Annotated in this window: 16 protein-coding genes; all 16 read right to left on the bottom strand. The window is 63.1% G+C overall.

Going from position 1 to position 14,995, the window contains the following annotated elements:
• Window positions 1–9: 9 nt before the first annotated feature.
• On the bottom strand, window positions 10–219 hold the full coding sequence (locus ACA027_RS04410) for a hypothetical protein (protein WP_370681189.1): 210 nt from the start codon (window positions 217–219) through the stop codon (window positions 10–12).
• A gap of 192 nt (window positions 220–411) precedes the next feature.
• Window positions 412–1,293 (bottom strand): EamA family transporter, encoded by an 882-nt coding sequence (locus ACA027_RS04405; protein ID WP_370681188.1) that lies wholly within the window; start codon window positions 1,291–1,293, stop codon window positions 412–414.
• Between the two features lie 104 nt (window positions 1,294–1,397).
• Window positions 1,398–1,820 carry a BLUF domain-containing protein gene (locus tag ACA027_RS04400; RefSeq protein WP_370681187.1) on the bottom strand — a complete coding sequence of 141 codons (423 nt, stop codon included), beginning with the start codon at window positions 1,818–1,820 and terminating at the stop codon, window positions 1,398–1,400.
• A 3-nt stretch (window positions 1,821–1,823) separates the two neighbouring features.
• On the bottom strand, window positions 1,824–2,552 hold the full coding sequence (folE, locus tag ACA027_RS04395; protein ID WP_370681186.1) for a GTP cyclohydrolase I: 729 nt from the start codon (window positions 2,550–2,552) through the stop codon (window positions 1,824–1,826).
• A gap of 681 nt (window positions 2,553–3,233) precedes the next feature.
• Window positions 3,234–4,028 carry an endonuclease/exonuclease/phosphatase family protein gene (locus ACA027_RS04390; RefSeq protein ID WP_370681185.1) on the bottom strand — a complete coding sequence of 265 codons (795 nt, stop codon included), beginning with the start codon at window positions 4,026–4,028 and terminating at the stop codon, window positions 3,234–3,236.
• Complete coding sequence (gene nudB / locus ACA027_RS04385; RefSeq protein WP_370681184.1) at window positions 4,025–4,537, bottom strand: dihydroneopterin triphosphate diphosphatase; 513 nt, start codon at window positions 4,535–4,537, stop codon at window positions 4,025–4,027. Before nudB ends, ACA027_RS04390 begins: the two co-directional genes overlap by 4 nt.
• Window positions 4,538–4,629: 92 nt before the next feature.
• Window positions 4,630–5,457: a CsgG/HfaB family protein gene (locus ACA027_RS04380; protein ID WP_370681183.1), complete on the bottom strand. Its 828-nt coding sequence runs from the start codon at window positions 5,455–5,457 to the stop codon at window positions 4,630–4,632.
• A 233-nt stretch (window positions 5,458–5,690) separates the two neighbouring features.
• A complete protein-coding gene (gene aspS, locus ACA027_RS04375) occupies window positions 5,691–7,499 on the bottom strand; it encodes an aspartate--tRNA ligase (RefSeq protein WP_370681182.1) in 1,809 nt (602 codons plus the stop codon).
• A 42-nt stretch (window positions 7,500–7,541) separates the two neighbouring features.
• Window positions 7,542–8,168, bottom strand: a complete 627-nt coding sequence (locus ACA027_RS04370; protein ID WP_370681181.1) for a DUF502 domain-containing protein — start codon at window positions 8,166–8,168, stop codon at window positions 7,542–7,544.
• A gap of 5 nt (window positions 8,169–8,173) precedes the next feature.
• The gene (locus ACA027_RS04365; RefSeq protein WP_370681180.1) at window positions 8,174–8,458 is read right to left on the bottom strand and encodes an FmdB family zinc ribbon protein; all 285 of its coding nucleotides are present in this window, start codon (window positions 8,456–8,458) and stop codon (window positions 8,174–8,176) included.
• A 131-nt stretch (window positions 8,459–8,589) separates the two neighbouring features.
• Window positions 8,590–10,053 (bottom strand): sodium:solute symporter family protein, encoded by a 1,464-nt coding sequence (locus ACA027_RS04360; RefSeq protein ID WP_370681179.1) that lies wholly within the window; start codon window positions 10,051–10,053, stop codon window positions 8,590–8,592.
• A gap of 32 nt (window positions 10,054–10,085) precedes the next feature.
• Entirely contained in the window at window positions 10,086–11,654 is a 1,569-nt protein-coding gene (gene ubiB / locus ACA027_RS04355) for a ubiquinone biosynthesis regulatory protein kinase UbiB (RefSeq protein WP_370681178.1), read from the bottom strand.
• Window positions 11,651–12,238 (bottom strand): hypothetical protein, encoded by a 588-nt coding sequence (locus tag ACA027_RS04350; RefSeq protein WP_370681177.1) that lies wholly within the window; start codon window positions 12,236–12,238, stop codon window positions 11,651–11,653. Before ACA027_RS04350 ends, ubiB begins: the two co-directional genes overlap by 4 nt.
• 31 nt (window positions 12,239–12,269) lie before the next feature.
• Window positions 12,270–13,268 (bottom strand): Tim44 domain-containing protein, encoded by a 999-nt coding sequence (locus tag ACA027_RS04345; RefSeq protein WP_370681176.1) that lies wholly within the window; start codon window positions 13,266–13,268, stop codon window positions 12,270–12,272.
• Window positions 13,269–13,366: 98 nt separating this feature from the next.
• The gene (gene ubiE / locus ACA027_RS04340; RefSeq protein WP_370681175.1) at window positions 13,367–14,098 is read right to left on the bottom strand and encodes a bifunctional demethylmenaquinone methyltransferase/2-methoxy-6-polyprenyl-1,4-benzoquinol methylase UbiE; all 732 of its coding nucleotides are present in this window, start codon (window positions 14,096–14,098) and stop codon (window positions 13,367–13,369) included.
• A 337-nt stretch (window positions 14,099–14,435) separates the two neighbouring features.
• Entirely contained in the window at window positions 14,436–14,906 is a 471-nt protein-coding gene (locus ACA027_RS04335; protein WP_370681174.1) for a gamma-butyrobetaine hydroxylase-like domain-containing protein, read from the bottom strand.
• Window positions 14,907–14,995 lie beyond the last annotated feature (89 nt).

The following is a 14,995-nucleotide window of genomic DNA, read 5'->3' as shown; positions in this document are numbered from 1 at the left end:
TGCGTCGGCTCAGCGCTGGCAGTCGGAACGGGTGAATGGCCCCTCGGCCCGCTCCCAGCCCTGCTCCGGCATGGACTGGGCGCAGACGCGCTGCTCATCGACCTTGCTGACCCACCAATACCAGGGCGCAGGTGCTGCCTGGGCCACTGCACCCCACAAGCCCAGCGCCAGCGCCGCCGCACCCAAGGTGCGGGGATAGGTAATGCCAAAGCGAATCATGCAAAAACTCCAAAAACCATAGCTGCCAATGCCATAGGATAAAGCGCTACAAGCCATTTTTACTTGTACTGCATACACACTGCATGCAACCGGCGCGACCTAGGCCAGAGACACCGCGCAAGGGCCGCCCCGCCGCGCCGGTGTCATCCCCCTGGGGGGAAGGCGCGCAGCGCCTCAGGGGGTGTCCCATTTCTACCCTAATGCAAGCGCAGTCACCCCCAACGCAATCAGCAGCGCGCCAAAGATGCGCACCACGCGGTCGCCCTCATTCAGCAAATGCCCACCAATCAGCGCGGCAAACAGCATGGACACCTCGCGCGCCGGCGCCACATGGGACATGGGGGCCGTCTGCATGGCATACAGCACCAGCACATAGGCAATGGGGCTGACCAAGGCCACCAGCGCGGCCCAGCGCCATTGCAGTGCCCACAGACGGCGGGCTTCGGGCAGGTCACGCAGCACCACGGGGGCCAGCAGGAAGACGCGCACAAAATTGCCCATGTAGTCGATCAAGATGGGCGACATCAGCAGCATGCGCACGCCGTAGCCATCCACCACGGTGTAGCTGGCGATAAAAACCCCGGTGGCCACGCCATACAGCAAGCCACGGCGCAGGCGCAGCCTGGCTTCGGGATCGGTACGCGGGCGCAGCAACGCCGGCCCGCCGGCGATGAAGAACACGCCCAGCACCACGCCGGCAATGCCGGCCACGCCCAGGGTCGAGATCTGCTCGCCCAGAAAGAGGATCGCCACCATGGACGACATCAGCGGCCCGCTGCCCCGCGCCAGCGGGTAGACCACCGTCAGGTCTGCATGGCGGTAGCCGCGCAGCAAGATCACGTAATACGCCACATGCAGCAGTCCGCTGACCAGCACCACGACCCATTCGATCGCCCCCCAGTGCTGCACCACGTCACGGCCCACCCACCAGCCCAGCGGAGCCCAGACCAGCATCATGATGAAGGAGGTGAAAAAGGCAAAGCGGGAGTCGCCCCCCGCCTTCTTGGCCGCCACGTTCCACCCCGCGTGGATCAGACCGGCCACGATGATCAGCGCAAATGCCTGCAAACTCATAACGACAACAACATCCCAGAAAAAACAAAGGGGCCTCAGGCCCCTGGGTCCAGCCTCAGAGCGTGTGAGCGCTCCTGCCGGACATGGAACCTAGTACAAGCGCATCATGCCCGGCCAATGATGGAGGCCGTGGCCATCAGCTCTTCCAGTAAGGCAAACGACACCTTGCCGGAGACGGCGTAGGGATCGAGCTCGGCCTTTTCGGAATATTTGAGCAAGATGGAATGGTTGAGCTTGTTCAGATTGACCACACCCATGGTCCAGCCGCCAAAGCGGCGCTCTTCGATCTCCTGGAACTGCAACAGCTCCACATCCTTGTGGCGCGCATCTTGCTGCAAGGTGCTGAACAGGTGGCTGACCGCGCTGCGCCCGCCCTCTATGGCCTGCAAAAACACCCCGCCGCCATAGCACAGCACGCCGGTCAGGCCCTTGCTGAGATTGTGCTCGCGCGACTGGGCGAGTATGGATTCGATGGCCGCGGCCGAGGTATCGACTGCGCGGCTGACATAGAGCAGGCGCACCAGCATGGCTTAACTCCTTCCGGGAATCAGCGACAGAAACTCGCGGCGCAGGTTGACATCCTTGAGAAAGGCGCCACGCATGACCGAGTTCAGCATTTTGCTGTCCATCTCGCGCACACCGCGCCAGGACATGCAGAAATGCGAGGCTTCCATCACGATGGCCAGACCATCGGGCTGGGTTTTTTCCATGATCAGATCGGCCAGCTGCACCACGGCCTCTTCCTGGATCTGCGGACGGCCCATGACCCAGTCCACCAGGCGGGCGTATTTGGACAGGCCGATCACATTGGTGTGCTCATTGGGCAACACACCAATCCAGATCTTGCCAATCACCGGGCACAGGTGGTGGCTGCAGGCGCTGCGCACGGTGATGGGGCCCACGATCATCAGCTCGTTCAGGCGCTCGGCATTGGGGAATTCGGTGATCGCCGGCGCCTGCACGTAGCGGCCCTTGAAGACCTCGTTCAAATACATCTTGGCCACGCGCCGCGCCGTGCTCTTGGTGTTGTGGTCGTTGGCGGTGTCGATCACCATGCTGTCGAGCACGCCCTGCATCTTCACCTCCACCTCGTCGAGCAGCTTTTCCAGCTCGCCCGGCTCGATAAATTCGGCAATGTTGTCGTTGGCGTTGAAGCGTTTTCGGGCTGCCGCGATCCGCTCGCGGATTTTCACGGAGACGGGGATGCCCTCATCCGGGTTCACAGGTGTCATGTCGTCGGCAGCGAGATCACTAAACATGCCCGGCATGGTACCAGCGAATGGCCAACATGTAAGCAGCAGGGAATCTGCACTCCACAGCGCACCCACACTAACTTACAAGCTATCTATTTAATAGCAAACCATAGCCTGTGCGACAGCGCTGGCCCGCCCTGTGCTGCCAATCTGGCGCGCACAGCGAAGAAAGCCCCCCCTCACCCCCACCCTCTCCCGCAAGCGGGCGAGGGAGCCATACCGGGGCCAGGCCCCCATCCCCGCCTTCCCCCGGCGGGAGAAGGAGCAACACCCGCCGCGCTGGCAACGCCCTCTGCCAGCGAGCGCAGCGACGCGAAAGCAAGGAAAGCAGCTCAAACTCCCCATGGGTGCGGTTTGCATCCCACCAAGCCCTCAATCAGGCCCAGCGCATAAAACCGGCACAGCCCAAGTCAGAGCTGCCGCGCAAGGGCCGCCCCGCCGCGCTGGCAGCGTCCCCCTGCCCGCGAGCACAGCTCGCGAAGAGCGGGAAAAGCAGCACAACCTACCCATGGGTGTAATTTGCACATCACCAGGCCCTCATTCAGGCCCCTGCGCATAAAGCCGGCACAGCCCACAAGTCAGAGCTGCCGCGCAAGGGCCGCCCCGCCGCGCTGGCAGCGTCCCCCTGCCCGCGAGCACAGCTCGCGAAGAGCGGGGGGAAGGCGCGCAGCGCCTCAGGGGGGTGTCCTATATATGGAATTCCGCAATCAACGGCAAGTGATCGGACATACGCCACCAGATGCGGCCCTGGGGTACGGCCAAGCTGGTGGGCGTCATGCCGCGCACATAGACATGGTCCAGCTGGGCCAGCGGCAGGCGCGAGGGATAGGTCAACGCGCTCAGGCCATCGGCTTCGAACTCGTACAAGCCGTAGCTGGCCAGCAGCCGCTTGATGTGGGTGCCCCAGTCGTTGAAGTCGCCGGCCACCACCAGGGGCGCACCGGGCGGCACCTCGCGTTCGATGAACTGCTGCAGCGCCTGGATCTGGCGCACGCGGCTGCCGGGGATCAGGCCCAGGTGGACCACGATGGCATGCACGGCCCGGCCGCGCACCTCCACCTCCACATGCAGCAGGCCTCGCTGCTCGAAGCGGTGGTCGGAGATGTCGATGTGGTTGCTGCCCTTGACGGGCCAGCGCGTGAGCAGCGCATTGCCGTGCTCGCCGTCCTTGGTGTAGGCATTGGTGCGGTAGACCGATTCATAGCCTTCGGGCGCCAGGAACTCGGCCTGCGACACCTTGGGCCAGCGCTCGAAATACTGCTCCTCGCGCCGATTCATCTTGCGCACCTCCTGCAGGCAGACGATGTCGGCATCGAGCTGCTCCACCGCGTGGCCCAGGTTGTGAATCTCCAGCCGCCGCGTGGGCCCCAGGCCCTGCACACCTTTGTGGATGTTGTAGGTGGCCACGCGCAAAACGGCCGGCTCGGGCGGCAAAACAATGCCCGATGCGGTGGTCAGCACTGAGGGAGTGGGCTCTTTCATGCAGGAAGGTAGGAAGGCAGGTGAAGAATGGCTTCGGCATTCGAAGGGGAATAGCAGCGGTCGGCCGCTTCCCGCCAAGCATGCCAAGCAAATGCGGTGTGCTCGCGGGGATTCAAGACAGGCTCCGTGTAGGACGGCACCCGCAATCCAAACACCCGCTCGGTGTTCCACCATACACCGGGCGCATACCGATGCAGCCAGTGCGGGTAGATGGTGTAGATGTTCTCCAGGCCCCAGTCCTGCAGTTCACAGCCAGGGGCCAGGGCGTCGATGCCGGTTTCTTCCTGCACCTCGCGCATGGCGGTGGTGCGCCAGTCCTCGTGCGCAAAATCCTTGCTGCCCGTGACGCCTTGCCAAAAGGCTTGGCCCTCGGGCGCGGGCTGGCTGCGGCGCAGCAGCAGCACCTGACCATCGGCACGGTAGATGATGACCAATACCGATTCGGGAATCTTGAAAGACTGCCCCACTGCCGCAGCAGCAGGCAAGCCCTGGGCTGACACATTCACCATGACCCCATGGTAGCGCCGTGGAGCAACGGCTGCGTGACAAAACCTTTGCCCGCTCTCAGGTCACCACTCACCGCCTCTTTTGCGCAGGGACCTCAGCGTGCCGCAGCGGGTGTTCGGGTTGCGACCGCCGGAGGCAGGGTCTTGGTCTGCAGCACACGTAGCTGGTGCACCAACTGGTTGTGGGTATCCAGAAATGCGGCGGCAATCACCTTGCCTTCATTGGTATTGCTCCAGCCAGCACCACCGCCGCCACCCAGCTTACCCAATATCAAGCCGCCCGCTCCCAGGTCTGTAGTGCGGGCCGCACCCGTGGCTGCGGCCACCTGTTCCGTGGTTTCGGTGTCGGTCAGAAACAGCGCGGTTTGCGCTTCCTTGAACTTGACGTTCTCCACCAGGCCGGCAAGCCCAGCAATATCGCGCAGCACAGGAATCATGGCGATGATGCCGGACAGGCCACCGCCCGCGTTCTGCTCGCTAAAGGTCAGGCTGGGCACCAACTGGTATTGCGCCTCATAGCCCTTGCCCTTTTGTACCGTGCTGCCCTGGCGCAGCACACCGGCGTCGCGCAACTGGCCTTCACGCAGCGTGCCCTGCAGGCCGGCATGGCGGTCCACCACGCGAAAGCAGCCGCTTTGCTGGGCCAGCAGTTTCACCAGGGGCACGGGCGATGGCGGCAGCTGGCCATTGCCATAGGGCATGACGTAGCCGCGGGGATTCTCAACCAAGGCCACGGTGGCAATGGGTGCCTCGCATTTTTCCAGCGAGGGTGCCGCATCGCGCGCACCCTGCGGGCCGGCAGAACCCGTGATTTCCGAGCCGCCCTGGCCCAGTTCGGTGCGTTTTTCTCCACAGCCCCCGAGCGCCAAGGCAGCGAAGACGGCCCCACATACGGCCACCCAGCCCAGTGCGCTGCGCCCCATACGGTTCATCCGGATATCAAAAACCATAGCTACCCATGCCTTGTGTCGTCCGGTTCCATGGGGTTTCAAGCTGAAAACTCCATGTCTTGTGCACTGTCAGCTCCCAAACAGAGAGCAAGAAAAAACGCCACCCAGCCGCGGGGCTGGATGGCGTTGGACTATCGCGCAGGCCGAAAAGTGTTCAAAGCCTGTGCTGTGGTGGGATGCAAACCTGCTCCCCACGCATGCAAGGCTTACTCGGCCGTGGTGGTGGTCACCGCCGTGTTGCGCAGGCGGATGTGCAGCTCGCGCAGCTGCTTTTCGTCCACGGGCGAAGGCGCTTGCGTCAGCAAGTCCTGGGCGCGCTGGGTCTTGGGGAAGGCGATCACGTCGCGGATGGAGTCGGAACCCGTCATCAGCGTGATCAAACGGTCCAGGCCAAAGGCCAGGCCACCATGGGGAGGCGCGCCGTACTGCAGCGCGTCCAGCAGGTAGCCGAACTTGGCGCGCTGGTCTTCGGGCGAGATGTTCAGGGCGGCAAACACCTTGGCCTGCACGTCGGCGCGGTGGATACGCACCGAGCCACCGCCCAGTTCCCAGCCGTTCAGGACCATGTCGTAGGCCTTGGCAATGCACTTGCCCGGGTCGCTGACCATGAGTTCTTCGTGGCCGTCCTTGGGGCTGGTGAAGGGGTGGTGCACCGCGGCCCAGCGGTTGTTTTCCTCGTCATGCTCGAACATGGGGAAGTCAACCACCCACAGCGGTGCCCAGCGGTCTTCGAACAGGCCGTTCTTCTTGCCGAACTCGCTGTGCCCCACCTTCAGACGCAGGGCACCGATGGAGTCGTTGACGATCTTTTCCTTGTCGGCACCGAAGAAGATGAGGTCGCCATCCTGAGCGCCGGTGCGCTTCAGAATTTCAGCAATCGCTGCGTCGTGCAGGTTCTTGACGATGGGGGACTGCAGACCGTCACGGCCCTTGGCCACTTCGTTGACCTTGATCCAGGCCAGGCCCTTGGCGCCGTAGATCTTGACGAACTCGGTGTAGCCGTCGATTTCGCCGCGCGAGATCTGGGCGCCGCCCGGCACGCGCAGGGCCACCACGCGGCCACCCTTGGTGGTGGCGGGGGTGGAGAAGACCTTGAAGTCCACGTCGCCCATGCAGTCGGTCAGCTCGGTGAACTCCAGCTTGACGCGCAGGTCAGGCTTGTCCGAACCGAAGCGGAAGGCTGCGTCCTGGTAGGTCATGATGGGGAATTCGCCCAGATCCACATTCAGCTGGGTCTGGAAGACTTCGCAGATCATGCGCTGGAAGATGGCGCGGATCTCTTCCTCGTTCAGGAAGGAGGTTTCGCAGTCGATCTGCGTGAATTCGGGCTGGCGATCGGCCCGCAGGTCTTCGTCGCGGAAGCACTTGGTGATCTGGTAGTAGCGGTCGTAACCGGCCACCATCAGCATCTGCTTGTACAGCTGGGGCGACTGGGGCAGGGCAAAGAATTCGCCGTCATGCACGCGCGAGGGCACCAGATAGTCGCGGGCGCCTTCGGGGGTGGACTTGCCCAGCATGGGGGTTTCGATGTCGATAAAACCTAGCTTGTCCAGGAAGTTGCGCACCTGGATGGCAGTCTTGTAGCGCAGCATCATGTTGCGCTGCATCACCGGGCGGCGCAGGTCCAGCACGCGGTTGGTGAGGCGCACGGTTTCCGACAGGTTTTCGTCGTCCAGCTGGAACGGCGGGGTGACGGAGGCGTTCAGCACATTCAGCTCATGGCACAGCACCTCGATCTGGCCGCTCTTGAGCTTGTCGTTGGTGGTGCCGGCAGGGCGTGCACGCACCAGGCCCTTGATCTGCACGCAGAACTCATTGCGAATGCCTTCGGCCGTCTTGAACATCTCGGCGCGATCGGGGTCACACACCACCTGCACATAGCCTTCGCGGTCGCGCAGGTCGATGAAGATCACACCGCCATGGTCACGGCGGCGATTCACCCAGCCGCACAGGGTCACGGTTTGGCCCATCAGGGCCTCGGTCACAAGACCGCAGTATTCAGAGCGCATGGCCATTGGTTTATCTTCCTGCGCCCCTGTGGAGCGCGCTTGGGTTGTTTATCGGTTGGGTTCGTCGGGCACGGGCAGCGGCGGCGGCGCCACAACCCCCATGGAGACGATGTACTTGAGCGCGGCATCCACGCTCATCTCAAGTTCCACACAATCGCTTTTGCGCATCAGCACAAAGTAGCCGCCCGTGGGGTTGGGCGTGGTCGGCACAAACACGCTGACATATTCGTCACGCAGATAGTTGGCCACCTCCCCCGAAGGGTTGCCGGTGATGAAGGCCACGGTCCAGACCCCTTCGCGCGGCCATTGCACCAGCACCGCGGTGCGAAAGGCATTGCCGCTGTCGGAGAACACCGTGTCCGAGACCTGCTTGACGCTGGAATAGATGGAGCGTACCACCGGGATGCGGGTGATCACCGCATCGCCCCAGCTCACCAGCTTGCGGCCGATGAAGTTGCTGGCCACGGCGCCCACCACCAGCAAGATGGCCAGGGTCAGCAGCACGCCAAAGCCGGGAATATGCACGCCCAGCAAGCGGTCGGGCTGCCAGGCTTCCGGCAGGATTTGCAGCGTCTGGTCCAGCGTGCTGACGATCCAGTTCAGCACCCAGGCCGTGATGACCCCGGGAACAATGACCAGCAGTCCGCTGAACAGCCACTTGCGCAAGGCGAACATGGCGTTCACACCTCCGCAGCGGAACATGCCGCCGCAGCGCCGCAGCCGCCGGCACCACAGGCAGGGGTAGCAGCCGGCTCCGTCTTGGCCGAAGCAGCGCTGCTGGCGCCGCCCTTGAAGTCGGTGGCGTACCAGCCCGTGCCCTTGAGCTGAAAGCCCGGTGCGGTGAGCTGCTTGGCAAACGCGGCTGCGCTGCAGGCCGGGCACTGGGTCAGCGGTGCGTCGGACAGCTTTTGCAGCACATCTTTGGCGTGGCCGCAGGCGCCACACAGGTACGCATAAATAGGCATAGGGCGAAAGAAAAAGGAGATCGCAAAACCTTTAATTATAGGCAGCCGTGCCGCGGCCGCCCCCGGCATGGCCAATCCCCACCTGCGGCCCTCGGGCCTGCACGCAGCAAGGCCCGGGCTGCAGCATCACATCAGGCAGGCGTCATGCCAGTGTCGGAGGTGTAGTGCACCACCTCATCGCGGCGGTTGGACACCCATTGCGGCAGCAGCGAGCCGGCCACCATGCCGGTGATGGCCGCCATCAAGCCTGCCAGCTGCTGCGGGAAGACCTCGGCCCAGCCGGGCACCACCATGAACAACAGCCACACACCAATGCCCAGCACCACGGCGGCAAAAGCCCCCTGGGTGCTGGCACGCTTCCAGTACAGGCCAAAGATCAATGGGGTAAAGGCCCCCACCAGAGGCACTTGATAAGCGCTGGAGACCAACTCATAAATGGGCGTGCCCTCCATCAGGATGGAATAGGCCAGCACGCAGACGGCAAACACCAGCACGCTGATGCGCATGGTGAGCAGGTTCTCGCGGTCGCTGGTCATGGGCCGCATCTGGCGCCAGATGTTTTCGGTGAAGGTGACGCTGGGAGCCAGCAAGGTGGCCGAGGCGCAGGACTTGATGGCCGACAGCAGCGCACCGAAGAACAGCACCTGCATGGCCAGCGGCATTTTTTCCATCACCAACGTGGGCAGCACTTTCTGCGGGTCTTCCGCCAGCAGGGCCGTCACCTCACTGGGCATGATGATCAGCGCGCTGGCCACCAGGAACATGGGCACAAAGGCAAACAAGATATAGGCCGTGCCGCCGATGATGGTGCCGCGCGTGGCGGCCTTTTCGCTGTTGGCCGACATCACGCGCTGGAACACGTCCTGCTGCGGGATGGAGCCCAGCATCATGGTGATGGCCGCGCCAAAGAAGAACAAAATCTCGTGCCAGCTGGGCTCGGGCCAGAACTTGAACAGGTCGCGGCTGGTGGCAAGTTCAATCACCTTGTCGGCACCGCCGGCCATGTCGGCGGCAAAGTAGGCCAGCACCACCAGGCCCACCACCAGGATGATCATCTGGATGAAGTCGGTCACCGCCACCGACCACATGCCCCCCCACAGGGTATAGATCAGAATCGACAGCACGCCAATGGCCATGCCCCAGGGTATGGAGAGCGTCCCGCCCGAGAGCAGGTTGAACACCAGGCCCAGCGCCGTGACCTGGGCCGAGACCCAGCCCAGATAGCTGAGCATGATGATCAGTGAGCAGATCAGCTCAATGCCCCGCCCATAGCGGCCACGATAGTAGTCACTGATGGTCAGCAAGGTCATGCGGTAGAGCTTGCCGGCAAAGAACAGGCCCACCAGGATCAGACACATGCCGGCGCCGAAGGGGTCTTCCACCACGGCATGCAGGCCGCCCTCGATGAACTTGGCCGGCACCCCCAGCACGATCTCCGAGCCAAACCAGGTGGCGAACGTGAGGGTGATGATCATGTACATCGGCAAATGGCGGCCGGCGACGGCAAAGTCGGCCGTGTTCTTCACCCGCCTGGCGGCCCACAGGCCTATGCCGATGGTGACAAACAGGTAGGCAATCACCATAAAGAGCAGCACGGCTGGTCCTCTCGCAGAAAAAATTATTGTTTTTAGAAAATGAAACGCGTAGCCAGCAGAACGCGCACCAACACCAGGCCCAGCACAAAGCCCAAAGCGCCATACACCAGGGTTTGCAACAGGCGGTTGGTGCGTTTTTGCTCGGCTACCAGCTCGCGCAAGGCCTGCTGGTCACCTTGGCCACGGTGCTGCAGGAAATCGTAGAACAGTCGCGGCAGCTCGGGCAACAGCTTGGCGTAACGCGGCGCCTCGGCCTTGAGCTCGCGCCACAAACGCTGCGGGCCCATCTGGTCCAGCATCCACTTTTCGAGGAAAGGCTTGGCCGTGCTCCACAGATCGAGATTGGGGTCGAGCTGGCGCCCCAGGCCTTCGATGTTGAGCAGCGTCTTTTGCAGCAGCACCAGCTGGGGCTGGATTTCCACTTGGAAGCGGCGCGAGGTCTGGAACAGGCGCATCAGCACCATGCCCAGGGATATCTCTGCCAGCGGCCGGTCGAAATAAGGCTCACAGACCGCACGTATCGCGGCCTCCAGGTCGTTGACTCGGGTTTCTGGGGGCACCCAGCCGCTTTCGATGTGCAGCTCGGCCACGCGCTTGTAATCACGGCGGAAGAAGGCCGTGAAGTTCTGCGCCAGGTATTCCTTGTCGAACTCGGTCAGCGTGCCGACGATGCCGAAGTCCAGCGAGATATAGCGGCCGAAGGTTTCGGGCTCCAGGCTGACCATGATGTTGCCCGGGTGCATGTCGGCGTGGAAAAACCCGTCGCGGAACACCTGGGTGAAGAAGATGGTCACACCATCGCGCGCCAGCTTGGGGATGTCCACCCCGGCTTCGCGCAGACGGTCGATCTGGTTGATGGGCACGCCCTTCATGCGCTGCATCACCATCACATCGGTGCGGCAGAAGTCCCAGAACACCTCGGGGATCAGCACCAGGTCCAGCCCCTCCATGTTGCGGCGCAGCTGGGCGGCGTTGGAGGCTTCGCGGATCAGGTCCAGCTCGTCATGCAGATAGTTGTCGAACTCGGCCACCACCTGGCGGGGCTTGAGGCGCTTGCCGTCGGCAGAGAGTCTTTCGACCCAGCTGGCCATCATGTGCATCAGGGCCAGATCCTTGTCGATCACCCGCTTCATGCCCGGGCGCAGCACCTTGACGGCGACTTCGCGCTCTTTGCCGTCACGGTCGCGCACCACGGCAAAGTGCACCTGGGCAATCGAGGCACTGGCCACCGGCTCGCGCTCGAAGCTGACGAAGACCTGGTCCAGGGGCTTGCGGAAGGCACGCTCAATGGTTTCGATCGCAATCTGCGGATCAAACGGGGGCACGCGGTCCTGCAGCTTGGCAAGCTCCTCGGCCACATCGGGAGGCATCAGGTCGCTGCGGGTGGACAGCACCTGGCCGAATTTCACAAAAATCGGGCCCAGCTCTTCCAGCGCCAGACGCAGGCGCTGGCCGCGCGGCTTGTCCAGCTTGCGACCCAGGGTGAGCACGCGCCGCAGCTGGCGCAACCAGGGATGGTCGAAGCCGGAGAGCACCAGCTCATCCAGCCCATACCGCAACACCACCCAGACGATGGCGACACCGCGCAGGAGCTTGCTCATTGCGGCGGACGGGACTCGGGTTCCACCACCACCGGCACGCTGCCGGTGGCTGCCTGCTGGCCGCCCATGCGGGCGCCAACGAACTGGCGCAGGCCCTGGGCCAGCTTGCGGGCAGCGCTGCCAATCATGTGGGCTGGCGCATCGCCAATGACGCGCGCCAGGTCTTCCTCCACATCCCACTGCACGTTGTCTACCAGCCAGTGGATGTCGGCTGCCAGCTGCACATCGCCTTCGATGCGGATGGCGGGCTTGTCACCGCGCAACGCGCTCTGGGCCAGCGCCAGCGGGTTGCTGTCGGCAATTTCCAGCAGCAGATCGGGGGCGGCGCCTTCGGGCGCCAGATTGAACAGGCCAGCCGGGGTGATCAGCAGCGCCATATTGAAGCTGCGCCACTGCACCCTGGCCACACGACCCTTTTGACGCACCAGGCGCTCCGTGGCGGCCTTTTCCTGCATCAACACATGGTTGAGAAAGAGCACGACGCGCTGCTGGGTTTCATGCACCAGCCACTGGGGCGGCTGCACGGTATGCACCACGCGTTCGGCCAGGCTGTTGAGAAAAGAAAAGGGGGACTGTGTTGCCATAGTCCCCCGATTATTCCTGAAGTGGAAAGCTTTACTGCAAAGCCTGCAATCCAGCCACCAGCCAACCGCTGGAATTGTCCTTGGGCTTGGTCATGTTCCAGACTTCGCGGAAGGGGCTGGGGCCGGCCGAAGCGTCTTCGCGGATCATGCCCGAGAACTCCACGCTGGCCATATAGCCACGACCCAGGTCTTCGATGCCCAGCAGCTGGGCTTCGATCATGACCACATCGGTCTGGTTGGCTGCGCCGCCACTTTGGCCTTCGCGCTCTTGCAGCTGGCTCTTGATTTCGCCGAGCATCTCATCAGTCATCATGGAGCGCAGCGTGGCCACATCACCCTGGTCCCAGGCGGCTTGCAGGCTGATGAAGTTGCGCTTGGCAGAAGCCAGAAAGCCTTCGGCATCAAAGCCATCGGGCACGCTCCAGCTGTCGGGAATGCCGCCGCCGGTCAGGCCGGAGCCGATCATGGAGCCGCCTGCGGCCACATGGTCTTGCTCCCAGGGACGGGCCGAGGCGTCGTTACCGACTTTCTCGGGGTTGTACTGGCGCGGCTGCACCACGGTATCCGGAGCCGGTGGCGACACCGGAGCACCAGCGCCCTGGAAAGCAAAAGGCGAGGCCGCGGCCGAGGCCGTTGCTGCCTTGGGCTTGTTGCGGGCACGCATCACCATGCCAATGACCACCATGATGGCCATGGCCAGCAGGCCGAACATCAGCATGTTGGCAAAGGCTTCACCAAAACCCAGCGAATTCGCCAGCCAGGCCAGACCCAGGCCGGCAGCCAGGCCGCCCAGCATGGCGCCCCAAGGCTTCTTGGGCTGTGCCGCAGGCGCTGCCTGTGCAGGCGTAGCGGGTTTGGCAGCTTGCTGCTGCTGCGCTGGCGCCTGCGCCGGACGCGGAGCGGCCTCGCGCTGCGTCACGTTGCTGGACTGACGTCCCATGGAACTGCCACCACCCACGCGCTTGGCTTCTGCATCGGGATGCACCACGGCCAGCACTGCGACCAAAACCACTGCCCACACCTTCATCATCGCTTTGTTCTCCCTGTCATTGACTCAATCTGAAAACTAACCAAAACCCTTGGTCCACGCCTGCGTGAACCTGTCCCTGTCTTTGTCTGCCCGCATGCTCAGCATTTGATGCCCATGTGCAGCGCCACCACGCCGCCCGTCATGTTGTGATAGTCCACATGACCGAAGCCTGCCTGCTGCATCAGGCCCTTGAGCGCCTCCTGACCCGGGTGCATGCGAATGGATTCCGCCAGATAGCGGTAGCTTTCCGCATCGCCCGCCACCATCGAACCCATCTTGGGAAGGATGTTGAAGGAGTACCAGTCATAGACCTTCTCCAGCGGCTTGGCAATTTTGGAGAACTCCAGCACCAGCAGCTTGCCGCCCGGCTTGAGCACGCGGTTCATTTCCTTGAGCGCCGCGTCCTTGTGCGTCATATTGCGCAGGCCGAAGGCCACGCTGACCAGGTCGAAATGACCGTCGGGAAAGGGCAGCTTCTCGGCATCGCACACCAAGGTGGGCAGCACCACACCCTTGTCGATCAGGCGGTTGCGGCCCACGCGCAGCATGGCCTCATTGATATCAGTGTGCACAACCCGGCCACTGGTTCCCACTTTTTTGGAAAAAGCCATGGACAAATCGCCCGTGCCGCCGGCGATGTCCAGCACCTGGTCACCTTCTTTGAGGTTGGCCACCATGACGGTGTAGGCCTTCCAGGCGCGGTGCAGACCGACGGACATCAGGTCGTTCATGACGTCGTACTTCGAGGCCACGGAATCGAAAACACCGCGCACGCGGCCAGCTTTTTCGTTCTCGTCGACGGTCTGGAATCCAAAGTGTGTGCTGCTCATAGGACAGAAATGTAAGCAGCCCCTGGCGACAGGTACAGCGACAACCCCGTAGGCCTACAGGGCATCGCTTCCAGCCGTAGAGGCGATCAACGCTGATGCCGCCGAAGGCAACAGCTACTTTAACTATAGCACCGCGATCTATGCTGCATGGCAGCAAGAACACATGGTGCCCTCGGGTTTGGGACAGGAAGCGGCTACAGGCCGGCTACAAATCCACGATTCACAGATGCCTGCGGCACCCGCAATGCCGGCAGCCAGCACCGCACCGCGCAAGGGCCGCCCCGCCGCGCCGGTGCCGTCCCCCTGGGGGGACGGCACCGCAGGCGACTCAGGGGGATCAGCTCTTACAACCGCAGGAACCGCTGCCGCAACCACCGCCACCGCTTTCCGCGGGCGCCGCGGCTGCAGCACCCGTGCCGCAGCTGCCGCCGGCCTTGGCGGCCATGGGCTGGTCGCGGTCCACACCGGCAGCGGCCAGGCGCGCCAGGTAGTCGGCCCACAGCGCTTCTTGCTTGCTGCCCAGCTCGTGCAGATAGGTCCAGGTGAAGATGCCGCTTTCATGCCCGTCACTGAAGATGGGCTTGATGGCGTAATGCCCCACGGGCTCCAGCGCGTTGATGTCCACTTCGCGCTTGCCGGTCTGCAGCACTTCCTGGCCGGGGCCGTGGCCTTGCACCTCGGCCGAGGGCGAATGCACGCGCAGAAACTCGAATGGCAGGCGGTGCACCACACCGTCGGCATAGCCCAGCTCCAGCAGGCGCGAGGCGCCGTGCAGGGTGATGGACTGGGGAATGGGCAAGTCAGCCATAAAGACACCTATCGAAGAACATGGAGTGCTCTAAAACCATAGCTACCTGTGCTTTTACCGAGCCAGTTTCCGAGGCAAATCACCTGGAA

It is taken from the genome of Comamonas sp. GB3 AK4-5, from assembly GCF_041320665.1.
Classification (GTDB): Bacteria; Pseudomonadota; Gammaproteobacteria; order Burkholderiales; family Burkholderiaceae_C; genus Comamonas.
This window is presented reverse-complemented; position numbering and strand designations above follow the sequence as displayed.